The sequence below is a fragment of the Bradyrhizobium sp. B025 genome (genome assembly GCF_042257955.1).
Taxonomy (GTDB): domain Bacteria; phylum Pseudomonadota; class Alphaproteobacteria; order Rhizobiales; family Xanthobacteraceae; genus Bradyrhizobium; species Bradyrhizobium diazoefficiens.
Genome location: NZ_CP170150.1, coordinates 6440520 through 6465746 on the forward strand (window position 1 = coordinate 6440520; position 25227 = coordinate 6465746).

The 25227-nt window shown below is 64.2% G+C and carries 23 protein-coding genes; 10 read left to right on the top strand and 13 right to left on the bottom strand.

The genetic code is table 11. The features are described from left to right. Window positions 1-288 precede the first annotated feature (288 nt). Window positions 289-1044: an outer membrane protein gene (locus ACE10W_RS30330; protein WP_038966473.1), complete on the bottom strand. Its 756-nt coding sequence runs from the start codon at window positions 1042-1044 to the stop codon at window positions 289-291. A 177-nt stretch (window positions 1045-1221) separates the two neighbouring features. After that, on the bottom strand, window positions 1222-1485 hold the full coding sequence (locus tag ACE10W_RS30335) for a hypothetical protein (RefSeq protein ID WP_038966475.1): 264 nt from the start codon (window positions 1483-1485) through the stop codon (window positions 1222-1224). A gap of 175 nt (window positions 1486-1660) precedes the next feature. Here ACE10W_RS30335 and ACE10W_RS30340 point away from each other — a divergent pair, with 175 nt between their 5' ends. Next, complete coding sequence (locus ACE10W_RS30340) at window positions 1661-2158, top strand: GNAT family N-acetyltransferase (protein ID WP_161533738.1); 498 nt, start codon at window positions 1661-1663, stop codon at window positions 2156-2158. A 15-nt stretch (window positions 2159-2173) separates the two neighbouring features. Here ACE10W_RS30340 and ACE10W_RS30345 read toward each other — a convergent pair whose 3' ends face one another. The 3 genes from ACE10W_RS30345 to ACE10W_RS30355 all read right to left on the bottom strand — a co-directional run bounded on the left by ACE10W_RS30345 (window position 2174) and on the right by ACE10W_RS30355 (window position 3913). Beyond that, the gene (locus ACE10W_RS30345) at window positions 2174-2659 is read right to left on the bottom strand and encodes a YkgB family protein (RefSeq protein ID WP_028176182.1); all 486 of its coding nucleotides are present in this window, start codon (window positions 2657-2659) and stop codon (window positions 2174-2176) included. Between the two features lie 220 nt (window positions 2660-2879). Further along, window positions 2880-3257 carry a RidA family protein gene (locus tag ACE10W_RS30350; RefSeq protein ID WP_161533737.1) on the bottom strand — a complete coding sequence of 126 codons (378 nt, stop codon included), beginning with the start codon at window positions 3255-3257 and terminating at the stop codon, window positions 2880-2882. Window positions 3258-3313: 56 nt separating this feature from the next. Further along, entirely contained in the window at window positions 3314-3913 is a 600-nt protein-coding gene (locus ACE10W_RS30355) for a TetR/AcrR family transcriptional regulator (RefSeq protein WP_110117054.1), read from the bottom strand. Between the two features lie 98 nt (window positions 3914-4011). Between ACE10W_RS30355 and ACE10W_RS30360 the strand changes: the two genes are divergently transcribed. Then, the gene (locus ACE10W_RS30360) at window positions 4012-4749 is read left to right on the top strand and encodes a 3-oxoacyl-ACP reductase family protein (protein ID WP_161533736.1); all 738 of its coding nucleotides are present in this window, start codon (window positions 4012-4014) and stop codon (window positions 4747-4749) included. A 643-nt stretch (window positions 4750-5392) separates the two neighbouring features. Here ACE10W_RS30360 and ACE10W_RS30365 read toward each other — a convergent pair. The 4 genes from ACE10W_RS30365 to ACE10W_RS30380 all read right to left on the bottom strand — a co-directional run bounded on the left by ACE10W_RS30365 (window position 5393) and on the right by ACE10W_RS30380 (window position 12167). Then, the gene (locus ACE10W_RS30365; RefSeq protein ID WP_375762270.1) at window positions 5393-5635 is read right to left on the bottom strand and encodes a hypothetical protein; all 243 of its coding nucleotides are present in this window, start codon (window positions 5633-5635) and stop codon (window positions 5393-5395) included. 61 nt (window positions 5636-5696) lie between these two features. Further along, on the bottom strand, window positions 5697-6815 hold the full coding sequence (locus ACE10W_RS30370) for a DUF2336 domain-containing protein (protein WP_375762271.1): 1119 nt from the start codon (window positions 6813-6815) through the stop codon (window positions 5697-5699). A gap of 353 nt (window positions 6816-7168) precedes the next feature. Beyond that, window positions 7169-10789 (bottom strand): AsmA-like C-terminal region-containing protein, encoded by a 3621-nt coding sequence (locus ACE10W_RS30375; RefSeq protein ID WP_375762272.1) that lies wholly within the window; start codon window positions 10787-10789, stop codon window positions 7169-7171. A 145-nt stretch (window positions 10790-10934) separates the two neighbouring features. After that, window positions 10935-12167, bottom strand: coding sequence for a cytochrome P450 (locus ACE10W_RS30380; protein ID WP_375762273.1), 1233 nt, complete (start codon window positions 12165-12167; stop codon window positions 10935-10937). A 132-nt stretch (window positions 12168-12299) separates the two neighbouring features. On the opposite strand from ACE10W_RS30380, the gene ACE10W_RS30385 reads away from it, so the two are divergent. The 3 genes from ACE10W_RS30385 (at window position 12300) to ACE10W_RS30395 (ending at window position 15087) form a co-directional block, all read left to right on the top strand. Then, a complete protein-coding gene (locus tag ACE10W_RS30385; RefSeq protein ID WP_161533731.1) occupies window positions 12300-12911 on the top strand; it encodes a TetR/AcrR family transcriptional regulator in 612 nt (203 codons plus the stop codon). Between the two features lie 133 nt (window positions 12912-13044). After that, window positions 13045-14565: a tetratricopeptide repeat protein gene (locus ACE10W_RS30390; protein WP_161533730.1), complete on the top strand. Its 1521-nt coding sequence runs from the start codon at window positions 13045-13047 to the stop codon at window positions 14563-14565. Window positions 14566-14820: 255 nt separating this feature from the next. Further along, entirely contained in the window at window positions 14821-15087 is a 267-nt protein-coding gene (locus tag ACE10W_RS30395) for a hypothetical protein (protein ID WP_129557363.1), read from the top strand. A 167-nt stretch (window positions 15088-15254) separates the two neighbouring features. Here ACE10W_RS30395 and ACE10W_RS30400 read toward each other — a convergent pair whose 3' ends face one another. Continuing rightward, window positions 15255-16298, bottom strand: a complete 1044-nt coding sequence (locus ACE10W_RS30400) for a medium chain dehydrogenase/reductase family protein (RefSeq protein WP_375762274.1) — start codon at window positions 16296-16298, stop codon at window positions 15255-15257. A 172-nt stretch (window positions 16299-16470) separates the two neighbouring features. On the opposite strand from ACE10W_RS30400, the gene ACE10W_RS30405 reads away from it, so the two are divergent. Then, the gene (locus ACE10W_RS30405; protein ID WP_231166563.1) at window positions 16471-16782 is read left to right on the top strand and encodes a hypothetical protein; all 312 of its coding nucleotides are present in this window, start codon (window positions 16471-16473) and stop codon (window positions 16780-16782) included. Between the two features lie 127 nt (window positions 16783-16909). Next, window positions 16910-17446, top strand: coding sequence for an MAPEG family protein (locus ACE10W_RS30410; RefSeq protein WP_011089282.1), 537 nt, complete (start codon window positions 16910-16912; stop codon window positions 17444-17446). A gap of 3 nt (window positions 17447-17449) precedes the next feature. Here ACE10W_RS30410 and ACE10W_RS30415 read toward each other — a convergent pair whose 3' ends face one another. Beyond that, a complete protein-coding gene (locus tag ACE10W_RS30415) occupies window positions 17450-19453 on the bottom strand; it encodes a BTAD domain-containing putative transcriptional regulator (protein ID WP_375762275.1) in 2004 nt (667 codons plus the stop codon). A gap of 341 nt (window positions 19454-19794) precedes the next feature. Between ACE10W_RS30415 and ACE10W_RS30420 the strand changes: the two genes are divergently transcribed. The 3 genes from ACE10W_RS30420 to ACE10W_RS30430 all read left to right on the top strand — a co-directional run bounded on the left by ACE10W_RS30420 (window position 19795) and on the right by ACE10W_RS30430 (window position 20931). After that, on the top strand, window positions 19795-20238 hold the full coding sequence (locus ACE10W_RS30420) for a hypothetical protein (protein WP_375762276.1): 444 nt from the start codon (window positions 19795-19797) through the stop codon (window positions 20236-20238). 127 nt (window positions 20239-20365) lie between these two features. After that, window positions 20366-20725, top strand: a complete 360-nt coding sequence (locus ACE10W_RS30425; RefSeq protein WP_375762277.1) for a hypothetical protein — start codon at window positions 20366-20368, stop codon at window positions 20723-20725. Window positions 20726-20778: 53 nt separating this feature from the next. Continuing rightward, window positions 20779-20931, top strand: coding sequence for a hypothetical protein (locus tag ACE10W_RS30430; RefSeq protein WP_202633148.1), 153 nt, complete (start codon window positions 20779-20781; stop codon window positions 20929-20931). A 154-nt stretch (window positions 20932-21085) separates the two neighbouring features. On the opposite strand, the gene ACE10W_RS30435 is transcribed toward ACE10W_RS30430, so the two are convergent. Together ACE10W_RS30435 and ACE10W_RS30440 are read right to left on the bottom strand one after the other, a co-directional pair. Next, the gene (locus tag ACE10W_RS30435) at window positions 21086-23671 is read right to left on the bottom strand and encodes an EAL domain-containing protein (RefSeq protein ID WP_375762278.1); all 2586 of its coding nucleotides are present in this window, start codon (window positions 23669-23671) and stop codon (window positions 21086-21088) included. 140 nt (window positions 23672-23811) lie between these two features. Next, entirely contained in the window at window positions 23812-25110 is a 1299-nt protein-coding gene (locus ACE10W_RS30440; RefSeq protein ID WP_375762279.1) for an MFS transporter, read from the bottom strand. Window positions 25111-25227: the final 117 nt, after the last annotated feature.

Here is a 25227-nt window from a genome sequence, read left to right on the forward strand (position 1 = left end):
GCGAAAACAACCCCATGCACAGTAGACGGGGGTCGTGAAATCAATGGCTTACGAATTATCCGAATTCGCTTGACCCGTCGGGCAAGACACCGGCATGATGGCATCATCGGGAAGCGTCCGCCAACGATTGATCGCGGCCCGCATCCTCGACGAGTCCGCACAATTCACCCGCGCCTGGCCTTGCGACATCGCAGGAATTGATGCCGGACCTCCATCGTTTTCTTCGGCTTCCCATGAAAAGGCCCCGGTCGATGCCGGGGCCTGAGTTCACCGGGAAGACACACACACTCAATAGCGAGCAGCGACCGGAGCACCGAAACCACCGAAGCGGTAGTTCAACCGAAGCGTAACCATGTCCACATCCTGGCTGATCCCGCTGCCGGTGAGCGTCAACCCGCCGGGCGTGACCACGCCTGCGAAGCCGAAATTGTCGCGTCCCATCCAGAGATGGTCGTACTCGATACCGGCCGACCAGTTCGGCGCAAAACCATATTCCCAGCCGACACCCAGGGCGCCGCCCCAGCGCGTGTGACCTGCCGAAGCCAGTCCGACGCCGGTGACGTTGTTGAATATATCGAATCGATTGCGGGTCACGGCAGCGCCGCCCTTCACGTAGAACAGCGAAGCGTTCCATGCCCAACCGAGCTGGGCTGTGAACAGCCCAATGGCGTCGGTCTTGCCTGTGGTCGAGATCAACGGATCGATCAGGCTGACGCGCGTGTTCTTGATCTCGGCCCAATCGCCCTGAGCTTCCAGACCAAGCACAAACTGATTGGTTTGCCAGCGGTACCCGATCTGTCCACCCGCAAGACCACCGGAGCGATCGGCGCAGCCACCTGCTACCGTCCCAGCGGGCGTTACGAAGTCGACGCAACCATGGCTTTGCCCCCAGCCACCGTTGGCCCCGATGTAGAATCCGCTCCAGTTGTAGACCGCCACCACTGGTGCCGGCGGCGGCGCCTTGACGGCCATGTCGGCCGCCATGGCCGGAGCCGCCATACTCAGTGCCACGAAGCCGATCGCAGCAGTCGAAAACTTCCTCATGGTCTCGTCCCCTTTTTTGCTCTTTCGTTCAAATTCGCTGTCTCGTCCAGAAATGAGCACCCATGCTGACCAGGTGCATAAGGTTCGCGAATGTGAGGAACTTTACGCGGGCAGGAGTCCTGAAGCCCGTATCAAAATGGCAACACCCAAGCGCCATCTCTATGCACCGTAGCGTGCTTAATCGATGCCCGACGCTTCTGACGGTAGAGAGCCGCCGTCATCGTTGAGCCACGCATGGATATCTGGCGCCGGAATGAGCCGCCTCGGAACGTGAGGATTGATCGTACCTGCAAAAACAGAAAGGCCTTCATCGAGCTTTGCGCGCGCGAACAACTTGGCTTCGTCCTCGGTCGCGAACGTCCGCGTCTCGCGCGGACTGCGCTGCCTCGGCAAAACGCCACGTTGTCGAATTTCAAAGCTGACGTACCAAGTCGGGATCATCGCACCTGTCAACCTGTGAGCCTCGAAGTCGGGTTGTGGCGCGATCGTCATCCGCGTATTTGATGCAGATCAAACCCCGCGCGTCACACCGGCGATCGGGAGGTTGAGTAAGACGTCGGCAGGACGGCATCGTCGGCGCAACAATCGATGCTCACTTCGAACGCCGCTAACCTCATTGGATCACTTCCGCACCAACAGACTGACCGCCGAGAAACTGCGCGACGATGATCTCGCCGACCTCGTCACACTCCATCTCGATCCCGACGTGTCCCGCTATCTCGGCGGTGTCCGTTCGGCGGAGGCGACGAAGACTTATCTCGCCGTCAACATGGCCCATTGGGACCGGCACGGTTTCGGGCTCTGGGTGCTGCGAACGAGAGACGGAGCATTCGCCGGACGGGCGGGGATCAGGCACATCCTCGTTGATGGTATCGACGAGATCGAGATTGCCTATACATTCAAACGCGACCTCTGGGGCCAAGGATTTGCGAGCGAGACCGCCGCGGCGCTGACGCATATCGGGCTGTCGCAACTCGCGCTGCCGTCGCTCATCGGCCTGGTCTTCGTCGAACATGGCGCGTCGCGCCGCGTCCTAGAGAAATCCAATTACATTCTGGAGAAGAGCACGACGCATCACGGCGAGGACGTCGTGATCTACCGGATCCGGCGGTGAGCGACGCCCCAACGCTCAGCCGGTGCGCAGCCGAATGGCCGATCGCGGCAATGAGGCCAGAAACAGAACGGCGCAGACGCACAGCAAGACGATGTCCTTGAACAGGAACTCGCCGGTCAGATTCCACGCCATGGGATCGGATGACAGGCTCCATGTGACGACGCCCGGCGTCGTGAAGAAGAACGACCATGTGATCGCGAAGGTCACCACGCCCATGAATGAACCGACGGCGGACAAGACCGGGCTGAAGCTACCTGCCGCCAGCAGCGCGGCAATCACGAATTCGGCAACACCGAGAACATAAGCCTCTCCCCTCAGGCCGAAGATCGACAGCCAGGAGATGAACGGACTGTTGGTGATGAACTGCGCGATGCCCTGCGCGGATTGCAATGTGAATTTCTGCATTCCGAAGGACACGAATATGACCACCATGACCCAGCGGAGAATGGCGAGCGGACGATACGAACCTCCACCATTCTCGGCAACGTTGAATTCCTTCATGTGACGATCTCTCCCCGGAATGCGCATCCATCAGCGTGCGAAGAAGATACGTTCGCTGAAAGCTGTACGAAGAGACCTTTCCGCCGTTACCTGCATCCGGAGTTCCACTGATCACAGGTGCGTGCAACGGCGTGTGTCGGCGCCATGATCGAAGGCAATTCCGAGAAGCTACCAGCAGCGCTCCGCGACGGATCGCAGCGCCCAAGCGGCTCGAGGCCCGTCAGGCCGAGATGATTGCCACCACTTCAATCTCGACGCGGGCCGATGTCGGCGTCAGGGCGCTGACCTGGACGAGCGTGCTGGCCGGGCGCACCGCATCGAAGGCTTCAGAGTGGGCGCGCGCCACATGCTCGGTGTCCGCCATATCGATCACGTACACCACGGTACGGACGACATGCCGCATATCGGCGCCAGCCTCGGCCAATGCGTCGGCGATCAATGCGAGTATCGCCCTGGCTTGCAGGTAGGCGTCGCCGTCGAGGTGCGGCGGGCGAGCCGTCGTGCCGGAAATGAAGACCTGGTTTCCGACGCGGACGGCGCGGGAGTAGCCATAGGTGTCTTCAAACGCATATCCCGATGAGATGTTTTGCCTCGTCAACGACGCGCTCCTGTGGGTTTCGGGCTGCACCCTTCTCGGCCAGCATTGAATTGTAGCTACTTGTAGCCCTCGCCCGGCCACGCAACCATCGCCGCCTTGGCTGCGCCTCTCAGCTCCGCCGGCGTGGCGCCGTCCTTGGCCTGGATGGCCATGCCCTGGAAGACGCTGAGATAGAACCGGCTCAACGCCTCTATGTCGGTTGCGGCAGGTAGCTCGCCATTGGCGAGGCCAGCCTCCAGCCGCGCGCGCAAATTGCCGAGCATGTCGAGCCGGACTCTTCTGATCGCGCGGGCGATCGAGGCCGGCCATTCGTCGCTGACGGCGCCCAGCACGGCCATGCAGCCGGCCGGTGCCGAGCGGGATTTCGGCAGGATCTCGGCCGCCCCGATCAGCAGGTTCTCGACGCCGGCGCGCGCGGTTGCTCCTTCGCCAAGCCTGTCCCAGACCGGAGGCCCATAGGTCAGGACGTAATGCTCGATCGCCGCAAGATAGAGCGCCTCCTTGCTCTCGAAGGCCGCATAGAGGCTCGGCGAGCGGACGCCCATGGCTTCGCAGAGGTCGTGCATCGAGGCGGCCTCGAACCCCTTGCGCCAGAACAGCAACATGGCGGCTTCGAGTGCCGCCTCGCGGTCAAATTCTCGTGGTCGTCCCGCCATCGCAGCTCTTTCTGTAATGATCAACACATAATTGGCTTGACGCGGCCGATCAAGCCTCCAATATTCTGTGTCGATCGTTACATAATTGGAGAAGACAGATGACGCTGGCAGGAAAACGGGCCCTGGTGACGGGCGCAAGCAGGGGTATCGGTGCGGCCATTGCAAAGGCGCTAGCCGCGGAAGGCGCCGACGTCGCAATCACCTATGAGAAGTCCGCAGACAGCGCCGCCAAGGTGGTTGACGCCATCAAGGCCGGCGGACGCAAAGCCGTGGCGATCCAGGCCGACAGCGCGGATGTCGCCGCCGTCCAGGCCTCGGTCGAAAAGACCGTCGCTGCGCTGGGCGGACTCGATATTCTGGTCAACAACGCCGGAATTCTTCGCCTGGGCGGCCTCAACGACATTTCGCTTGGGGATATCGATGCGCTGCTGAACGTCAACGTCCGTTCGCCGATCGTCGCGAGCAAAGCCGCGCTGCGCCACCTTGGCAAGGGCGGCCGCATCATCACCATCGGCAGCTATTTCGCCGACCGCGTGCCTTCGCCAGCGCTCGGCGTCTATGCGGCGTCGAAGTCGGCGCTATCAGCGTTCACGAAAGCGCTGGCGCGGGAAGTCGGCCCCAGGGACGTCACGGTCAACCTGGTGGCACCGGGCTCGATCGACACCGACATGAATCCAGCGCACGGCCCGACCGCGGAGACGCTGAAACAGTTCATGGCGCTCGGCCGCTACGGCGCCACGGATGACATCGCGAGCGCCGTGGCGTTCCTGGCGAGCCCGAAGGCCAGGTACATCACCGGCACGACATTGACGGTCGACGGCGGCGCCAACGCTTGAGCGTTCCACCCCGTTGCAGGAGGCCGCCACCGAGGCGGCCTCCTGCTCGCGGTCGACGTCAAATCATTCGGTGTAGCTTTACTTCGTGTAGCCCTATTTCGTGTAACCTTGGCTCGTACACCACCACATGGCGTCAGCCGAGCTCGAACCGTGCTCGATGACGTATTTTCGGCACGCTTCGTAATTGACGGCATAACGCTTGGCGCACGGGACGGACGAAATGGTGCCGCTACTGAATGCCGCTACTGAAAGAGCATTTGTACTGAGCGTTGGCTGTCGGCATCGAAAGGGTTGTGACAGCGAGCCCGACGACGAGGAAAGCGAAGGTCTTCATGGCTATCTCTCCCGAATCCAGGGACAGCGAGCGCTATCCCAGGTGGTATGATAGCATGCTCTCCACCGCGCCCGTTCGGCGAGTGCCCGTTCGGGATCGTGGAGCTGCGTTGCGGAAATGACGGTGAAACCGATCACCACCGCCGCGCTCGAGTGCATAGCCCGGATGGAGCGCAGCGTAATCCGGGGCTTCTTGCACAGCTTGCAGGGTGGGCAAAGCGCAGCGTGCCCACGAACTTTTTACGACCATGAGGAGATGGTGGGCACGGCGCAAGTGCGCCTTTGCCCACCCTACGAGACCTGTTGTATCTTACCTGAAATACCCAAGCACGAGATCGATATCCGAGCTGCCGGCGACCGAGCCGTTCAGCTCGGCGTCGATGACGCGGCGGCAGGCTTCGATCGCGGCGTGATCGCCGAGATCGTTGGCGGCTTCCAGCACGAGCCAGGCGGCGTCGACCGAGGCCTTGTCCGGAGCTCCGCCGCCGACATCGGCGCCGAAGGCATTGTTGAGGTTCTTCTTGCGAACGGCGGTGCCGAATTGAGGCAACATTTGCAAATACTCCCCTGCCAATTCCCGGGTGATGCTCAATGGACCTGCTTAGTGGACTTGCTCAGTGGACCTGGAGTTCGGGCTGACGGCCCGCATCGGCACCCGCGCCGGTCTTGCGCGACTGGTAGAACTTCAGGATGCTGCGCGAGGTCTCGATCTTGAGCCGGCTGAACTCGCGCTCGTTGTCCTGGAGCTCGCGCGCGGTGATTAGATGATCCTTGGCGCCGAGGAACAGCAGCGACATCGTCGTGTCCCAGGAGAAGTTGAGCGCCTTGCACAGCACCAGGATCATCTCGCGGTTGCGGTCCATCAGCGCGCGCTCGATCACGTCGACCGGCAGCGCCGATAGCAGCGACAGGCCGATCTGCACCTCGTCGAAGCGGTGCTGGCGCGCATAGTTCGAGATCGAGTCCTGGTTGAGGTTGCCCTGGCGGTACTGCGTCGTCACCACGCGCTTGGCGACGAAGTAGCTGCGCGAGGACGGGCCGAACTTGGATTGCAGATCGCCGGTGACCTCTGTCACCGAGCTCTGGATCTGCGCCATCATCTCAGGGCGCTCGCTCTCGAGCCGGCGGCGGACGTCTTCCGACGCTTTCGAGATGAGCTGCTGGAAGATGTGGCGCGGCACGTCCTTGCGCAGGCCAAGCTGCTCGGCAAGAATCGAATCGCCCTCGGCGCGGCGGACCATGTGCAGCAGGCCCGAGCCGGAGAAGCGCGCGCCCTCGTTCCTGGCGACCGACGTCACGACCTCCTGGTCGCCGCGCTTGACCAGCACGTCGGTCACGGCCTCGCCGATGGATTTACGCTGGGCAATCGCGAGCAGATGCGACTGGCTCTTGGTCAGGGCGCTCTTGACCAGCATCTTCTCGTCGAGACGGGTGGAGTCGCGCAGCACGGGACCGGCGACCGCGATCTCGTCGTCGAGAGCGAGCTTTTCGATGACATTGAGCGGAGCGTGATCGCAGGCCGCCATCAATTCGGAGAGCTGCGTCCGCGCGGCAACCTCGATCTCGTCGGCAAGCCGGCCGATGACCTCGCCGAACATGCTGATCTCGTCGTCGCTGTAGCGGCCGGTGATCAGGATGTCGGTCGCATGCCACAGCGCGCGTGCCCGGCTTTCGTCGGTGCCGCGCGCGATCGCGTCGTCCAGATCCTGTAGAAGCGTTTTCGCCCCGTTCATGTCGATCACCCCAGTTCTTGGTCGTTCTTTGGCGAGCCATCCCGCCTGTGCTGGCGCGACGCCGAATTCCTCTGACACCCGACACTAGGGAACAAACGCGAGAATCCGGTAAAGTCGGCAGATCAGTTTTGCCGACGAGAATTCATTTAAATGCGATGGAATGGGTTTACCGGCGGGCAAGGGAGAAGGTGCGCTCCCTCTCCCGCTTGCGGGAGAGGGCTGGGGAGAGGGTGTCTCCGCAGAGCGACTCCCTTAATGGAAAGAACCCTCACCCGGCGCTTCGCGCCGACCTATCCCGCAAGCGGGAGAGGTTAAGAGGGCCCGCGGCCCGATCTCTCCAAACAAACTCGCGCTTACGGGTTCGACGGCGTCAGCACCAGCGGCGGCTTCGGCTTGGGCTTTGCGGGCGCGGGGCCCGGCGCCGGTCTCACCTCGATCGGCGGCGGCAATGGCGCGACCTGCTGACTTGCGAGCGGCGGGCTTGGAGCTGCGGGCGCGGCCAGCGGCGCTTTCGGCGTCGGCGCGGCTTTCGGCCTTGGCGGCGCGCGGCGTGGATCCTGGCCCGGCAGCGGCACGTTGGCCGGCACCTGCTCGGGCGCCGCATCCGGAGACACCAACGTCGGTAGCGCCGCGGTCGCCGGCGGCGGCTCGCCGCGCTCGATGGCATCGAGCCGGCGCGTCTCGCGATCGATCGTGCGCACCGCGAGCCACGAAGACAGCGGCGCAAGATCGACGGTGCGGTTGAGCTTGTCGGGGGGGCCCGCCGCGAACAACTGGATCTCCGGCGGGGCGCCGGAGAGCCCGGTCATGATCGGCGTCAGGCTGGCGCGGATGTCGGCCTGGTCGGCGGGAATGTCGTAACCGCCGGAGACAATGGCGCGGGCGTTCTTCGCTTCAAGCGGCGTGGCACCAACGCGCAGCCGTCCGTCGCGGATCGTGAACGGGATCTGCGCCGAGGCGACCGCAATGGGACCCGCCGCCAGCGCGGGTTCGACCAGCTGCCGCAGCCTGTTGTCGTCGGCGACCTGACCGCCGTCGCTGGCGCGGATGGCGATCTCGAACGCACGCGGGTTGAGGCCGCTGATTTCCGCAGAGTCCAGCGTCACCGTGCCGTTGCCGGCGAGCGCGCCGGTCAACGCCGCGACGCTGCGGCCCTGGCTGGTCAGCGCCATCTGCACCGAGGCGCGTCCCTTGGGCAAAGCAAGATCACGGTAGCGCAGCGTGGTCGCATCGACATTGCTGAGCTCGATACGTGCGTTCAGCGCAACGCCACTCGCGCCGTTGCGCGCGTCAAAGCTCGCCGACAGCTCGCCGCCGCCGACGCCGCCCTTGAGCGCATCGAGCGCGAGCGACTGGCCGTCGCTCCGGATCGTCCCGCCGATGGGACGCAGCTCGACGCCGCCTGGCAACGTGCCGCGCAACGCCTGGAAGGCGATGCGGCCGCGCCAGCCACCGAGGAGCCCCGCGCTCAGCGGCTCGCCGGCATCGCGTCCGGCCGCGCCGACGGCAAGCGCGAGCGCCGGCGCAAGATCGAGCGTGTCGAGGCCTACCTCGCCGTCGATGCTCTTCTCCTGGTCGAGCGTGACCGCCAGACGACCGCGCAGATGCGAGCCGGCCGCGCTGCCGTCGAGATCGTCGAAGGTCAGGCGATTGCCGGACAGAGAGAGCCGGGAGGACAGGCTGACGGTCTGCGCCGATTTGCCGGCCGGGCCGGTTCCGAAGAGCGGCGCGAGGTTGACATTGCGCACGCGCAGATTCACGGACGCCTTCGGCTCCGGCGCGGACAATTCGACGCTGCCTTGCGCGTCTGCGTCCAGCCCGCCGCCGCTCAGTTTTGCGTTCAATTGCAGCGGCCGGCGCCAGGCACCGCTTAACCGGCCTTCGAACTGCGAAGCGCCCTCGCCCGCGGCCACCACGCGATCGAGGCCGAGCAAGGCCAGCAATGCGCCGGCCTGCGGGGTCGAGACTTTCGAGTCCAGCGTGAAGTCGCTGTTGCGCAGGCGGTCGATGTCGATGCCGTTGACGGCCGCTACCGGCGTCTGTGCGGCCAGCGTCGCGGTGGCCTTGAGCTGCGGCGCGTCGAGATCGAACACGGCGCGGGCGTCGCTGCGATCGGCATGCTCGGCGTTCCTGTCGAGGCTGAGGTCGAGCTTCAGGCGGGTCGCACCGGGCAGCGGCGCGATCGCATCGAAGCGCGTACGCACCGAAGGCGCAAACGGCTCGATCAGCGCGGTAAGCTCGCGCAGCGAATTGGCTGAGGATTTCAGCGCGAGCTTGCCGGTGGCTTTGGTACGGTCGAAGCTGCCGCTCGCCTCGGTGGTCATCCCGCTGGTCTGGCCGAACCGCAACTGCTCCAGCGACAGCGACGCCGGTCCATAGCCGAGCTTCGCCGCGAACGGCCGCAGCTCCTGGCCGGCGGAGATCGCACGGCCGACATCGAGCGAGAGCCTTGCCTCCTCCGGCCATTCGCCTTGCGGCCCGCCGAGCGCGCGCACAAAGCTCGCAGCGGCGTCGAGATCGAGACGGTCGGCCTTGAGCTCGGCATCGATCCGCGAGCCCTTGCTCGCGCCGGTCTGGACGAAAGCAATTCGTCCCTCGATGGCGCCGCCTTCGATGTCGGCCTTCAGCTTGTCGATGGCGAGATGGTTGGCGGCGATCGTCACGTCGCCGGCAAGCCGCAGCGGCCGGGTGCTGCGGCGGTTGACCTCGCTGCGGCCTTGGAGCCAGGCCACCAGCGTATCGGGATCGGAGGATTCGACGCTGAGCCGGCCGCTGAAGCTGTCGGCGCCGGGCGCCGCGCCGTTGAGCGAGAGCTGCGTCATGCCGGGCGCGCGCAGCTCGAGCCGCTGGAAGGTCCAGGACCGGCCGTCGGTCGTGAGCTCGGCCGCGATGTTCTGGAGCGGCCGGCCACCGAGCATGATCTGGTCGGAGTTGAACTCGATCTGCGCCGGGATCGGCGCCTGCGGGATCGCGGCAAGGCCGGCGCGCAGTGCCGGCAGGATGCGCAGCGGCTCGGCGTCGTCCTTGCCGGCCAGCTTGTCGGCATCGATCTGGCGCGCCGACAGCACCGCGCGCAGCAGCGGCGAGGCGCCGAACCTGAGATCGCCGACGCCGCCGACTTTCAACGCATTGTCCTCGGCGCCAAAGCTTGCGTCGATCTGGTCGAACTTGGCGCCGGCGGGATCGGCCTTGAGTTTTGCGGTGAGTTTCCAGGGCGTCGGCCCGGCCTCGCCGGCCTTCTTCGCCGCCGGCACGGCCAGCGTCAGCGCGCCGTCGAATTTCGGCAGGCGGTTGTCGAAGGCGAGCACGCCTTCGAGATCGGCGAGGATGGCGCGCTCGCCGGGGTCGATGTTGAGGTGGAGACGCGTGGCGCTGCCGTCGGCGCTCGGGCCGGAGGAGATGCGGAACGGGTAGTGCGTGCCGCTCGCGGTGAAGCGGCCGTCGCCCCGCACCGAACCGGCCAGCGAGCGGACGTCGCCGGAGAAGGCGATGTCGCTCAGCTCCAGCGTCGAGCGGCTGGCGGCATCGTGCAGGGCTATGCGGCCGGTGAGATTGAAGCGCTCGATCGCCAGCGAAGCCAGATTGAAGGTGCCGCTCGCGGTGGACGGCAGATCGACCCGCCCGCGCGCGTCGAGGCCGAGATCGACCGCCATGCCATTGACCGTCAGCTCGGTGGCGCGCCATTCACCGCGCATCAGCGCGCTCAGGCTGAACTCGACGTCGAGCTTGTCGGCGCGCAGGCGGCCGAGATCGTTGTTGCCGCCGAAGGTGACCGAGCGCAGCCGCAACGTCGGCGCCGGCAGCAGCCGCGCGTCGAGCTCGCCCGCCACCCGCACCGGCACGCCGATGATCCGGCCCGCCTCCGCCTCGAACTGGGGCCTGAACTGGTTCCAGTCGATGAAGTAGGGCCCGATCAGCGCGGCCAGAAGCGCAATGATGAAGGCAATCGCCAATCCGAGCAGCGTCGTCTGCACGGGTCTCCCCTCGGCCAAACCGGCACCCGGGCCAAACCTTGCCCCATGGAAGGCTTCAGGCGCGCCGGAACAGCCCCTTATATAGGGGGAAGTGTGGCGAAGTCACAGCGACTGTTGTGCGCGGAGGTTAACGCGCGCCGCCGCCTCACCAGCTCGCCGGCAAGCTCTTCAGGCCGCGCAGCACGAAAGTCGGCCGCCATTCCGGGTTCTCGACGTCGTCGATGCGCAGATCCGGCAGCCGGCGCAACAGCGTGGCGATGGCGATCTCGGCCTCGATCCGCGCCAATTGGGCCCCCAGGCAGAAATGGATGCCGCCGCCGAACGACAGCGGCTTGACGTTGGGACGGGTGACGTCGAGCCGGTCGGGGCGATCGGGATAGACCGCCGGATCGCGGTTGGCCGAGCCGAGCAGGCACAGCACGGTCTCGCCCTTGGGGATTTTCCTGCCGCCGAGATCGTCGATGTCCTCGAGCGTGACGCGCCCGGTCATCTGCACCGAGGAATCGTAGCGCAGGAATTCCTCGATCGCATTGACCATCAGCTCCGGCCGGGCCTTGAGCAGCGCGAGCTGGTCCGGGTTGCGATGCAGCGCGAGCAGGCCGTTGCCGATCAGATTGACGGTGGTCTCGTGGCCGGCGCCGAACAACAGGATGATGTTGGCGGTCAGCTCCTCGTTGGTGAGCTTGTTGCCGTCTTCCTCGGCCTGCACCAGCTGGGTGGTGAGGTCGTCGGCGGGATTGCGGCGGCGCAGCTCGAACAGCTGCTGGAAATACATCTGCGCCATCATGTTGCCGGCGTTGCCCTTCGCGATCTCCTCCGGCGTGAGCGGCACGGGGTCGAGCAGCCGCCCGCCGTCGCGCGAGCTCTTGTAGAAGACCTCGCGATGGTCCTCGGGGATTCCCAGCATGTCGCAGATGATGGTGACGGGCAGGCGGAAGGCGAAATCCTCGATCAGGTCCATGTGGCCGCGGTCGATCACGGCGTCGATGGCCTGGTCGACGATCTCCTGTATCCGCGGCCGCATGTCCTCGACGCGCCGCGCGGTGAAGGCCTTCACCACGAGGCCGCGCAGGCGGGTGTGGTCGGGCGGATCGGCCTGCAGCATCCAGTGGCTCATGCTGCGGAACACCGGCTCGTCCATGATCTTTTCGCTGTAGCGGCGCTTGGACCGCTCGACGAAATCCTTGCCGAAGCGCTTGTCGCGCATCACGAGGCTGACATCGGCGTGGCGACTGGCGACGAACTGGCCGAACGGCGTCACATGGATCGGATCGATCGCGCGCAGCCGGTCGTAATGCGGATAGGGGTTGCGGATGAAGTCCGGCGACAGCGGATTGAACAGCGGTTCGCCGCCGGCAGGTTGCGCTTGCTCGTTCATGGTGACCTCAAATCGGTTGCCGCATGACACGAATACGCCGATCGCAGCCCCACTGCCCGGCGTAACCATCCCCTGAAATTATCAACTCGATACATTGTTGTATCGAGTTGCATTCTGCCCTAACCTGGTCCGATGTCAAGGGTGAGAACCAGGCCGACCAGGGACGACACGCGCGACAGACTGTTCGAGGCGGCCGCGCGGGTGTTCGAGGAAGACGGCATCGGCGGCGCCAGCATCGAGGCGATCGCGGCCGCGGCCGGCTTCACCCGCGGCGCGTTCTATTCCAACTTCAACAGCAAGGACGAATTGATCATCGCCATGCTCGAGGACCATGTGGAGCAGTCGATCCGGCGCAATATGGACATCCTCGCGCAGCACGACAATCTCGACGATTTCATCGCGGCGCTGCGAACGATGGACCGCAGCCGGCAGGATCCGCTCGGCCGCTCGCCGCTCTTGCACATGGAGATGATCCTCTACGTCGCGCGCGCCGAGAAGCGCCGGCCGGAGCTTGCCAAACGCCTGCGCGCGCGGCGCAAGCTGATCGCCGACATCGTCGAGGCGACGTTGAAGAGCAACGGCAAGAACAACACGCTCAACCCGCCGTGGATGGCCTCCGTCGTGCTGGCGCTGGAAGACGGCTTTCGCCTGCACCGGCTGATCGATCCGGAGACGACGCCGGCCGACAGTTTTCTGCGCGCGATTACGGATTTGCGGCGGAGGACGGGGTTGGCGGCGGAGTGACAGCGGCTGGGGCGATTGTCCAAGCGACAACTTGAGAGAGGCTTGAACTTGTCAGCAACCTTGACCAACCCAAAGCCGCGAAAATCTGCTAGTTTTTGGAATCCGGACGTTTGGCTCCTGCGCGGAGGCAACGATGACGAACTCGGAAGTCTCCACCGATCTACCGGACAAGCCGACATCCGATAACGAGCAACCGGACAAAGCGACATCCGATAAGGAGCAATTGGGGAAACCACCATCCGATCGCGATCTTCGCAATCTAAAGAGTCGCCTCCGGGCGCGATTGCAGTTGATCGGCGGAGCGCTCGCCTCGATCGCCGCTATCGGCGCGATCGCGGGTGGTCTCGTCGGCTACTGGACTGTGTGGAAGACGCTCCGCACCGATGTGTTTCCGGACAAGCAACAGACGCAAAGAGAGGCTACGGCCAGGCCTGACGTTGCTCCCCGATTGTCTCTCGTCGTCCTGCCATTTGCAAACCTCAACAACGATCCGGAGCAGGACTACTTCGCCGATAGTATTACGACCGATCTGACAACCGATCTCGCGCAAATGCCCGGCGCTTTCGTCATCGGACGGGGAACGGCCTTTACATTCAAGAACAAGCAGATCGACTTTAAGACGCTCGGCAAGGAGCTCGGCATCCGATGGGCGGTACAGGGCGCCGTGCGGCGCAACGGAGATCAGATCCGGGTCAACGTGTCGCTTACGGATGCCGCAAGCGGTCGCGACATCTGGTCCGATCGCTTCGACGGCGATCGCACGAACCTCGCCGCCTTGCAGGACCAGATCACGGGACGGCTCGCACGCTCGCTAAACATTGAACTCATGCAAGCCGAAAGCCGCCGCAGCGAAAAGGACCAATCCAGAAATCCAGACGCCATGGACTTCACGATGCGCGGCTGGGCAAAGTTCTATGAGCCCCGGTCGAAGACGGAAATCGCGCAGGCAAAGGACCTGTTCGACAGTGCGTTGCGTCTCGATCCGGATAACGTCGATGCAATGATCGCGAAAGCATGGTGCTTAGCCATTGCTGCGGGCTTCAGGTGGTCGACGTCCATGGCCGAAGATAAAGAAATAGCGACTGATCTCATCGACAGGGCTCTTGCGAAAAGCCCGTCAAACGCGTTGGCTTACGTGGTAAAGGGAGACACTCTTCGAGTGTTTGGGCGCCCTGAGGAGGCGTTGCCTGAATACGACGCTGCGCTTGAAATCAATCCAAATTTCCCGATCGCCTACGCTCAGAAAGGACTTGCACTCATCCTCTCCGGGCGGGCCCGCGAAGCCTTCTCGCCGCTTCAGCTGGCACTCCGCCTCAGCCCGAAAGATCCGATTGCCGTCTCTTGGTATTACAACCTTTGCCATGCACACCTGCACCTTCAGGAATATGAAGAAGCCACCAAGGACTGCAGGCGAGTGATCAACATAAACAACGCATTCTGGTACGCCTATGTAGATCTGGTCTCGGCTTACGGAGCCAGCGGGCAGTTGGAGCCGGCGCGGCAGAGCTTGACTGAATTGAACAAGATCCGACCAGATTTCACGATCCAGTGGTTCCGTGAGTTTGGCTACGGATACTCAAGCAACCCGCAGTTTCGTCGGGAATTTGATGAAATTCTCGATGGGCTAAGGAAGGGAGGCGTGCGGGAGCAATAACGTGAAGGCTATTCGCTTGCCGACATTGGCGACCTTCCTACTCGAATGTCACCTATTGGCCCGTTTGAGACAAGCTGACCAGCGCTGATCATGTCAGTTCACCAGGCTTGACCGGAAGTCCTCGGTGTCCTGTCGAACCGACGCGACTGGACCCGAAGCGGACATTCTTTTTCGATCGGTCGTTCGCTCGCATTGCAATACGGAACTGAAGGGTGGTCCAGCCTGTTTGTTACATTCAGCCAAGCGGAGGTCGCCGTGAGGATTATTCTGATAACGACGATTTGCTGGGCCGTGTCGTGCGGATTTGCGACAGCGCAAGCCGATCCGAAGAAAGACTTGAACACGCCGACCGGGCGCTCGGCGCCGGAAGAAAAAGGTCAATTGCAGCCGCAAGGTTGGACCGGACCGATTGAAACAAAGTCGGGTGGTGCGCAGCCGGAAAGTCCGCAAGGTCAAAGCCCACCGGGGATGCAGGCAGCGCCGGACGGATCAACAAAGACAGTCGTTGAGCCCCGGAAGTGAGCCACTCCCTGGTCGGCGAGCGATCCGGCTTCGCTCAGGGCGAGCCGGACCGTAAGGGCTGCTTTTGGCCCGTTCCTGCCGATCGTCATGCTCACAGCCGGCTCGGCGTCTTGGGCCGAGCGGCGATCCTGACCGTAGCGGAAACGCCCGGGCAGCGTCGCACCGCGTCAGGCGGAGCGCTGGCTGCGTCGCGAGGAGAGATCCGGGCACAGCACGAGCTTGCCCTCGAGACCGCCAGCCTCGAGGCGACGGTGAGCTTCGGCGACCTCGTCGAAGGAGATCCGCTCGGCGATGCGCGGCCGGATGGCACCTTCTGCCAGAAGCTCGAACAATTCCTCCAGGTCCTCCTTGAACCAGGTGGGATGTCGCGCCCGCATGGCATTTACCGAGTAAAAGCGGGCTCGCTTGCCGCCGGGCAATAATCTCCACAGATAGAGGCGCGCGATCTCCATCACGATGGGGAGCATCCGACGCCGTGCCTGCACGCTCGCCGAGAAGCCGATGGCGCAGAGCAGGCCGCCTGGCTTGAGCGCGGCGTATGAGCGGCGATAGCCGTCTTCGCCGACGCCGTCGACGATGACGTCGAACCCGCCCGGCAGAACCCGCGTGAAGTCCTCATGCTGGTAGTCGATCGGCGTTGCCCCGAGCTCCCGGACGAGCGCCATGTGCTCGCCGCGCACCGTGCCCCACAGCTCGACGCCCGCCAGTCTCCCGAGCACGAGCAGCGCCTGGCCGACCGCGCCGGCGGCGCCGTGCACGAGCACACGTTGGCCTCGCTGAACCTTGGCCGCGCGGTGCAGAAGCTGGTACGCGGTCGTCCAGCTCAAGATCAGCGCGGCCGCTTCAGCGGCGTCCACGCCAACCGGCACGCGGGCCAGGTCGTCCGCCCGAAGCGTGCGATACTCGACGTTCGACCCGACCACCGTCATGTCGGCCACGCGGTCGCCAATCTGAAAGTCGTGCACGCCTTCGCCGAGCTGATCGATTGCCCCCACCACGTCGTAGCCCATGACGAATGGCGGCCGGAGGCGCATCGTTTGCGGGTACAGATGCCGCCTGATCAATACCTCGGTGTAGCTGAGGCTCGACGCGAGTACGCGAACGCGCACCTCGCCCCGGCCGGCGGTCGGCAGGCGGGTATCGACAACTTCCAGTGTCTCGGGATCACCGAAGCGGCTGACCTGAACAACTCGATTGCGCTGCTCGATCATGGGCGATCTCCATGCAATGCCGCAATTCAGCGCAAGAGCGGGCAGCCTGCCGTCAGGCTGGAGAAATTGAGTTGATCCAGATCAAGCGCGAGAGCCGCGCTGTTTGGAATTCTCCTCGGACCAAATGACCAGCCGGGTCGTTTGGCGCCATCATTTTTCATTGGAGGGGAAAATGCCTGCAGTTGTTATGCAGTTCGTTTCGCATCCAAGGCCCGGTAGCGATCTCGCGACTATCTTACAGCTTGCAAAGGACGGCGCGACACTTTGGAAAAAACACGGGGCCGATGTCAGCTATTGGTCGGTGATCGGTGGCGAGGTCGGGAACTACGCCTTCGTCGCTCGCTTCGATAGCGTAGAAGCTTATGGGCGCACCTTGGCGGCACTAGGTGCCGATCCAGCTTTCGCAGAATTCCAGGCTAAGCGGCTAAAGGCTGGGCAATCCGATTGGGTACGCTCCAACATGGCCATCCAGGTTGATATCTGACGGAACGCCTTCTCTCCCGAGTGCGAGACCGCCTTCGGGCGGTCTCTTGCTGCCCGGCCGATGTCGCCCTGCCCCGCGCACACCACGGCGGTGGCGTTCGCGAGCGCGCCGGGCTATACGCGGACGGGTGACGTCCTTTGCCTGGTGGCGCGGCGCGGTCGCGCATCTCACGTGGAAACGTCACAAGGGGGCCAAATTGGACCGAATGAGTCTTCACGATCCCCTTTTCGCCACGTATGTCGTTGCCGCCACCCTGATGATCTTGAAGGCCGTGGCGATGTCATGGCTGACCGTGATCCGTATGGTGCAAGCCAAGGGGGGCTACCGTTCGCCGGAGGATATCAAGAAGACCCCGATGAATCCTGCGCCAGATCCAGCGCAGCTTCTTCCCAACGAACGTGTCGAGCGGATCCGCCGGATCCAGATGAACGATCTCGAGAGCTTGCCGTATTTCCTGGTCGCGGGTCTGCTCTATATCCTCACGCAGCCGTCGCTGCGGCTCGCGCAGTGGCTGCTCTACGGCTACGTTGCCTCACGCCTGCTGCATTTTCTGGCCTATCTCACGGGACAAATCCACGAAGTTCGCGCGACACTGTGGACGGTCGGTTCGCTCATCCTCGTCTTCATGACCGGTCGCACGCTTCTCGTTGCACTCGGCGCTTGACGCTCAATCGGCCACACCGGCAACCTGCTGGGCCGAAAGGTAGCGTTCGAGAGCATCGTTTTGCTTGAAAAAGCGCATGGCGCGCAGATCGCGGATCGTTGTTTTTTGTGTTGCATCGCGACGCCGCGTGATCTCGCGGGCTTCTTCCAGGCGGCCGACGGCGACCAGATTGGCCGCCAACATACGATGGCCGGTGCCATTGCCCGGATTGTGCCGAACCGACTTGCGTGCCCAGGCGATGCCATCCTCGTGGCGCCCGAGCGCAAAGCAAGACGCCGTCAATCCTGTCATCCACAAATGCAGCATGCTGTCGTAGGGACTGAGGACGAGAGAACGATGAAGGCATGTGACTGCGTTCTCGTAATCGCCTGCCATGCTATCGATCATTCCGAGCGTACCCCACGCGAAAGCCGAACTGGGATTGAGCCTCACGGCCTCGACGGCATGAATACGCCCCTGATCGTTGTCGCCGGCCGGCCCAAACAGTGTGAAGCCATACACCGCATGGGCAAAGGCGTCCGTACCGTCCTGCTCGACCGCGCGACGCGCGAGACTGAGCGCCTCGGTCGTGGCGTCCGGCGACGTGTGTGCGCCAAGCGGCGAAGCCATGACGAGTCCCCAGGCGAGCGCCGCGAGCGTCGGCGAGCGCGCCTCATCAAGGCTGAGAGACTGTCGAAGCAGGTCGATCGCCTTGGTGATATCCTCACGGGTGCCGCCCCAGAGGTGGTGAAGGGCACGCAAGTAGAGATCGTAAGCAGAAAGATTGGTTGGCGGCTTGCGACGTGCGCGTTCGATTTCGGCGCTGCGAACGGCGGGATCGACGACCGCAGCGACGCTGCTGCTGACGTCATCCTGCAGATCGAAGATGTCGGTCAGCGGGCGGTCATAGCGATCGGACCAGACCTGAGCCTCGCTGCCGCTATGGGTCAGCTCGGCCGACACGCGAATGCGGTTGCCGGCCTTGCGAATTTGGCCGCTCAAGACGTATTGGACACCGAGTTGTTGCGCAATCTGCTGGCTGGTCATTCCCTTGTCCCGGAGGGCAAAGCTCGTCCCGCGTGCAATCACCACAAGGGCGCGAAAGCGCGACAAGGCCGTGATGATGTCCGCAGTGACGCCGTCGGCGAAATAGTCCTGCTCGGGGTCACCGCTCATGTTGCTGAACGGCAGAACCACCAAGGACGGCCTCTCGCCGTGCATGACGAGCGCCGGCGGGGGTGAGGCCTCCGGCGCGACCTCACCGGCAGCCGGCGCGGCGTTCTGCGGGTGATTGCTGCGCAGTTCCGCGGCCAGCGACCTGGTTGCCAGATCGGGCTCGGTGCTCAGCTCGCGCTTCAGCAAGGCAACGACGTCCCGATAGTATTTGAGCGCCTCGGCGTTACGTCCCGTTGCGGACAAAGCGCGCATGATCAAGCGATGCGAATCTTCGCGCAGGTTATTGAGTGCATTGGCGCGCTGGCCGGTTCGCAGGGCTTGCTCCGCACGCCCCTCGGACAGCTCATGCCCGCCGAGCGTCACCATAGCGCCCAGAGCCAGCTCCGATAACCGCTCGCGTTCGCCGGCTACCCATTCGCTCCAGCATTCTTCGCCGACGCTGATGTCGTCAGCCAGGCGCCCACGATAGAGGTCCGCCGCCGCACTCAATGCATCACGGCTGCCGTCCTGGACAAGCTCCTCAAATTGGCTCACATCGCATGCGATCACCATGGCATTCAGCGACACGAGTTCGCCATCGCTCCTCAGCGCATCCTGACCCAGGATTTGACGTAGCTTGAAGAGCGCTTGTCGCAGATTTTGCTTCGCTTGCGCATCGAGGTGAGATCCCCACAGCAAGGTCGACAGTTTTTCGCGTGACTGCGGGTCAGGAGCCATGCAGGCCAGAAAGGCCAGCAACCCCGCGAGCTTCTTGTTCGGCAGGCTGACGGCGCCATCCGGCCCTGTCAGTACGAAACGTCCCAGAAGCGAGAGACTAAAGATTGGGCACGCCGCAGATGTAGTTGTGGCCACTCCGCCTCCGATTCAATCAGACGCACCCATTTGGTATACACTCTACAGCAATTGCCACCCTTGCGAACATTATTAACGCGCCGATGACGATTGAATAACGCCGGCGAAGACCCCCGCAGGTTTTGATCGCATTGCGACGGGATGCCGAATGGTGAACCGACGCTCGGCAATTTCATCCGGAAAGCGGTCATGCGCGCGCGTCACCTCCTAGCGGCGGTCGCAGTTCTTTTCGCGGTCCTTGCGGGGATCGACGTCGCGCTGACGGCCCTTGCCGCTCCGAGTGCCGGGGCGGCTTCGGACTCGGCACCTCCGGTCGCACCGCTCCTTTTCGGAGGCGACTGATGGACTCCGGCTTCCCAACCGCCATCAAACAGGAGATCGCATTGACCCATCTGGACGATCAAATTCACGATTGGGGTAAAGCAACAAAGCCCAGAGGTCGTCGCGCGTCATTTCATGAAGCCGCGACTGCGCCCCGGACAAAGTCCCAGGTGCGCATCTCCGACCCTATTCCCCCCGCAAAGGATTTTCATCTGCGCGGTCTGGCGCCCCTCACGCTGTTCGTCACCTGGTACCAGCGCGCCCGCTTCAGGGCGGAGCTGCTTGCCGACCTCAGGCACAAGCCCGAATACCTCAGAGACATCGGGATTTGCCCGCACGAGGCGACGTCCGAAACCACCCGATTCTTCTGGGAGCCGGTCCTGCTCAGGCGCAGCCCAGCCGGATGCGATCAGCAATCGCCGCCATTCTCTTTGTCGCCCGCGCCGGAATCGGCGTCGCGCTGACGGCCTTTGCCGCTGCGAGAGCCAGAGCCGTTTCGTCGGCGGATTTCGATGCAGGTTTCGATCGTTTCAGGCGGGCCCGGCGCACGCACCCGCCTGCGCCATGCCGCGCAGCATCAGGAGACTAGCCATGAAGATCGACGACCCCGCGCCACCCCGGACCTCGGTGGCACCAACGATCCTTGCTGCACTTCACGAATCTCGCCGCCGAGAGGCAATCAACGTCGTTCATCGCTACCGGCACCTTGGTTTCGATCGGGTCGAAATCAACCTTTGTGACCCGACGCCATCGCCGGACACGAAAACGCTCGTTCGCCACATGCTGAACAAGCGAAGGGGCAAGAACGCGGGACGATTGAGCGAAACACAGCTGATGGTCCTCGTTCTTCTGGGATTCGGCGTCGTTCACGTGATTGGCGGCGTCCTCATCGCGCGCGCGGCACCCGCGCAAGGTGATCCTCCCTTGGTCGTCGCAGCCTGGGCCGACTGACGGTGCCGGCGGCGGAAGCTGCTTCATTGGATGTGAAAGATCGAGAGGCCGACGTGACAGCAATCATCAACGCGATTTCCCGGACGGTCGTCTCGGTCACCCGCGCCGACGTGGCGAAACACGCCCTGCTGCTGGCCGGAGCGTGCGCTTTCGTGTTCGTGCTCTCGCTCACTGATGGCCTGGATTTGAGCCCCGGATTGTTTTGATCACCGCGGTGGCGTGAACACGATCGCCGCCCGGCGCTGTGCGCCGACGCCGGCGGCCCGTCTTCGGCGGATGTCGATTGGTGCCACGCGAACGATGCACCGCACATTTGGACATGGCACGCCTTCGCGGGCCGATTAGTGAGGAGTCCACGCTCTACGCCGAGCGCTTCACCACGTCGCGATCTGCCGGCGCAACATCGAGCCACCCCAGCATCGCCCTCGCCTGCTCGGCGCAGTGCTCGATCAGCCAGCGCTCGAACGCGACCGGGGGAAGCGCGGGCGCGTAGAGGAAGCCTTGCACGACGTCGCAACCGAGATCGGCCAGCAATTTGCGCTGCGCCTCGGTCTCGACGCCCTCGGCGACGACGGTCATGCCGAGACCCTGCCCCACGCGCACCACGGCGGTGGCGATCGCGAGCGCGCCGGCGTCCGTCTCGATGTCGCGCATGAAACTGCGGTCGATCTTGAGCTCGCGGATCGGCAGGTGCGCGAGACGGCTGAGGCTCGAATAGCCGGTGCCGAAATCGTCCACCGAGAGCCCGACGCCGAGCTCGCGGATCGCGTTCATCGTCTCGAGCGCGGCGACGCTGTCCTGCATGAACGCGCCCTCGGTGATCTCCAGCATCAGCGCGTCCGGCGGCAGCCCGTATTCGGCGAGAATGTCGGCCAGCCGCGCCGCCAGCGTGACGTTGCGGAAATTGATCGGCGACAGGTTCACCGACACGCAGGGAATGCTGAGCCCGGCGCGGCGCCAGCTCGCCATCTGCCGGCATGCCTCGCGCACCGACCACAGGCCGATCTGCTCGATCAGGCCGCATTCCTCGGCGAGCGGGATGAACTTTGCCGGCGAGACGTCGCCGAGTTCGGCATCGTGCCAGCGCGCCAGCGCCTCGAGGCCGTGGATCGCGCCGTCGCAGCTGCGGATCTGCGGCTGGTAGCTGAGCGTGAGCTCGCCCTCCGCAATGGCGCGGCGCAGCGCCGCGATCAGCGCCAGCCGCTGCTCGGTCAACCCGTTCATCTCGGCACTGAACAGCCGATGGGTCGAACGTCCCGCCTGCTTGGCCATGTACATGGCGGCGTCCGCCTGCTGCATCAAGGTGTCGATGTCGGTCGCATGATCGGGATAGAGGCTGATGCCGATGCTGGCCGACATCTGCATCTGCCGGGAGCCGAGCCGCAACGGCGCAGCCAGCGCCTCGGTGATCCCGGTCGCGACACGCTCCGCACCCTCGGCGTCGCGATGGGGCAGCAGCACGACGAATTCATCGCCGCCGAGCCGGCCCAGGATGTCTTCCGGCCCGATCTGCTCGCGCAGGCGCTGCGCGAGCTGGATCAGGAGCTCGTCGCCGGCGGCGTGGCCGAGCGTATCGTTGACGTCCTTGAAATGGTCGACGTCGAGGAAGGCCAGCGCGACGTGGCTGCCGGTCGGACAGGCGTCGATCGCGGCCGAGATCAGGTGCCGCAGCTGCGCGCGGTTGGGCAGGCCGGTGAGAATGTCGTGATAGGCGAGCCGCGCGATCTCCGCGCGTGCCTCCTTGCGCTCGATCGCAAACGCACCGAGGTTGACGCAGGCATCGACGATGCGCCGGTGCCAGTTGCTCGGCGCGCGCGGCTCCCGATAGTAGAAGGCGAAGGTGGCGATGACCCGGCCGTCCTTGGCCTTGACGGGGGTCGACCAGCAGGCGCGCAGGCCAATCCCGAGCGGCATCGCCTTGTAGGGCTGCCAGCGCGGATCGGTGTCGAGATCTTCAGCCAGAACCGGCTCGCCATAGTAGGCAGCCGTTCCGCAGGAGCCGACATTGGGGCCGATCGCAACGCCGTCCAATGCGCGACAATAGTCCTCGGGCAAGCTGGGACCGCCGAGCGGGTGGATCAGGCCCGCGGCATCGACGTGAAGCAGCGAGCAGACGACGTCGGGCGCAATCTCCTCGACGCGGCGACACAGCCGATCGGCGATCTCGGCGATCGGGACCTCGTCGGCCAGCGCACTCATGATGAGCTGCTGGAGCGAGCGGAGCTGCTTGGTCTCGGTGATGTCTTCGAGCAGCGCGAAGATGTGCTTGACCCGGCCCTTCTTGTCGCGGAAGGCATCGATCCGGGCGCAGACCCAGATCTCCTCGCCGTCCTTGTCGTAGGCGAGCACCTCGGCCTCGCCGCGGCGGTCGCCATGCATCAGACGCTTGACGAGTTTGGCGACGGCCTTGCGATCGGTGTGGCGACCGGCGATGAGCTCGCCCGCGCGGCGACCTTCGGCCTCCTCGCTGGTATAGCCGAACAGCGAAGTGAACGCCGAATTGACGTAGACAATGTTCTGCTCGGTGTCGGTGATGATCACCACGCGGTTGGTCTGGTCGGAGACGGCGTGGAGAAGCGCGATCCGCGCACGGCGCTCGGCCTCCGCGGTGACGTCGCGTGCGAACACGATGCGATGGACCGCGCCATCGATGGTCGCGGAGGACAGCGTGATGGCTACCTTGATGCGGCTGCCGTCGCGCCGCATGAGGCTGATCTCGTCGCGGAAATCCGTGACCGCGTCGGCCTGGAGGCATTTGAGGGTGAGAACGGCGGCATCGCGACCGAGCACCTCGGTGCGCGAAAGCTTCCAGATCCGCTCCGCGGCGGTGTTGAAGTGGATGATGCGCTGCGTGTCATCCACGATGACGACGCCATCGTCGGCACGTTCGAGCGCAGCCAGCAGCAGTTGCGGAGTTTCTGTCACGAGACAATCGGAGGCAGACATCGTTGGACCCGGCGGAAATCGGTCGAGGCTAGCGCTTCGATGGTGTCCAAGACGTTTTTGCGGTCCCGCCGCGCCCCGCCAAGGCGCGACATGCTTAACGGTCCGCCAAAGAGACGAAGGCAATCCGATGTGTGCGGAACCTACTGTGCGCGTCCGCCCTGGAGCTTATGCAGCCGTCCGGCCACGGCCCGCACCTTGCCCGGCGATGCCCGCCATACCGACAGCGCCGACAAGCCGCTCACGACCATGGCGATCGCGAAGGCGAGCGTGTAATCGCCCGTGCGATCATGGAGAAAACCCGTGAGCCAGGGACCGGCCGCGCCGCCGGCCAGGGCCGCCAGCATGATCGTACCGAAGATGCTGCCCTGGTGTTTGCCCTGGAAGATCTCGAACACCACCGCGCCCATGATCGAGGTGAGGCCGTAGCCGAGCGCGCCTTGCGCGAACACCATGAGATAGACGAGCCAGAGCGAAGGCTGGAACTTCAGCGCCATCAGTGCCGCGAAACAGATCGCAAAGCCTGCGCAGCTGATGGCCCAGACCCATTCCCGTCCAATGCGATCGGAAACATGGCCCAGCACGATCTGGCCGGGAATGCCGAGCAGGCTGACGATGCCGAGCGCCCACACCGCGACACCGGGGCTGAAGCCGATATCGAGCAGGAACTTGGTCTGGTGCACCTGCACCGCGTACCAGATGTACAGGCCGGAGAAATAGCCGACCGCGATCCACCAGAACCGCGCCGTCCCGACCGCGCGTTTGAGCGTCCACTCGGTGCCGACCCAGACGGGATCGACGATGTTGGAGACCGGCTTTGCAGCGCCTGCGACCGGCGCGGCATCGCCATCCGGCCGAAGGCCGATATCCTCGGGTCGTTTGCGCAGGAACAGATTGATCGGCGCCAGCACGATCAGGATGAGCAGGCCCATCGCGGTGCAGGCCGTGCGCCAGCCGGTCTCTTCGATCATGTGCTGCACCCATGGCAGCAGCGTCACCGAGCCGATGCCGACGCCGGCAAAGGCGATGCCGATGGCGAAACCGCGCTTGCGGATGAACCAGTTCGGCAGGAACAGCGACTGGCCGGAATAGCCGAGACAGACGCTGCCGGCGCCGACCATGACGCCGATGGTCACGTAGAGATGCCAGGGCTCGCTGGTGAGCGGAGCGAGCAGCAGCCCGCCGCCCATCAGCGCGACGCCGAGCTCCATCACCGCGCGGGGACCGGCGCGGTCCATCAGGCGACCGATCAGCGGGCTGACCACGCCCGACACCACGAAGCCGAACGAGAAGGCGCCGGCGGTGACGCCGCGCTCCCAGCCGAATTCGGAGATGATCGGCGGAAAGAACAGCGAGAACGCGGTGCGCGCGTTGACGCCGATGGCCATGGTGACAAACGTCACCGCGACCACGACCCAGCCGTAGAAGAACGGAAGCCGCATGTTGTGTTTATTTCATCCCTAGACGATCCTACCGACCATCCGGCGATGCCTGGGTCAAGCGCTTTTCGCGGATACCCGTCCGGAGCAATCGCATTCGAGAGAACGCGGCTTCTTGCG

Excerpts from the sequence above, each read along its gene's own strand:
- ACE10W_RS30330 (WP_038966473.1), bottom strand. The coding sequence starts at position 1,044 with ATGAGGAAGTTTTCGACTGCTGCGATCGGCTTCGTGGCACTGAGTATG.
- ACE10W_RS30335 (WP_038966475.1), bottom strand. The coding sequence starts at position 1,485 with ATGATCCCGACTTGGTACGTCAGCTTTGAAATTCGACAACGTGGCGTT.
- ACE10W_RS30345 (WP_028176182.1), bottom strand. The coding sequence starts at position 2,659 with ATGAAGGAATTCAACGTTGCCGAGAATGGTGGAGGTTCGTATCGTCCG.
- ACE10W_RS30355 (WP_110117054.1), bottom strand. The coding sequence starts at position 3,913 with ATGGCGGGACGACCACGAGAATTTGACCGCGAGGCGGCACTCGAAGCC.
- ACE10W_RS30360 (WP_161533736.1), top strand. The coding sequence starts at position 4,012 with ATGACGCTGGCAGGAAAACGGGCCCTGGTGACGGGCGCAAGCAGGGGT.
- ACE10W_RS30365 (WP_375762270.1), bottom strand. The coding sequence starts at position 5,635 with ATGTTGCCTCAATTCGGCACCGCCGTTCGCAAGAAGAACCTCAACAAT.
- ACE10W_RS30370 (WP_375762271.1), bottom strand. The coding sequence starts at position 6,815 with ATGAACGGGGCGAAAACGCTTCTACAGGATCTGGACGACGCGATCGCG.
- ACE10W_RS30380 (WP_375762273.1), bottom strand. The coding sequence starts at position 12,167 with ATGAACGAGCAAGCGCAACCTGCCGGCGGCGAACCGCTGTTCAATCCG.
- ACE10W_RS30385 (WP_161533731.1), top strand. The coding sequence starts at position 12,300 with ATGTCAAGGGTGAGAACCAGGCCGACCAGGGACGACACGCGCGACAGA.
- ACE10W_RS30390 (WP_161533730.1), top strand. The coding sequence starts at position 13,045 with ATGACGAACTCGGAAGTCTCCACCGATCTACCGGACAAGCCGACATCC.
- ACE10W_RS30400 (WP_375762274.1), bottom strand. The coding sequence starts at position 16,298 with ATGATCGAGCAGCGCAATCGAGTTGTTCAGGTCAGCCGCTTCGGTGAT.
- ACE10W_RS30405 (WP_231166563.1), top strand. The coding sequence starts at position 16,471 with ATGCCTGCAGTTGTTATGCAGTTCGTTTCGCATCCAAGGCCCGGTAGC.
- ACE10W_RS30420 (WP_375762276.1), top strand. The coding sequence starts at position 19,795 with ATGGACTCCGGCTTCCCAACCGCCATCAAACAGGAGATCGCATTGACC.
- ACE10W_RS30425 (WP_375762277.1), top strand. The coding sequence starts at position 20,366 with ATGAAGATCGACGACCCCGCGCCACCCCGGACCTCGGTGGCACCAACG.
- ACE10W_RS30435 (WP_375762278.1), bottom strand. The coding sequence starts at position 23,671 with ATGTCTGCCTCCGATTGTCTCGTGACAGAAACTCCGCAACTGCTGCTG.
- ACE10W_RS30440 (WP_375762279.1), bottom strand. The coding sequence starts at position 25,110 with ATGCGGCTTCCGTTCTTCTACGGCTGGGTCGTGGTCGCGGTGACGTTT.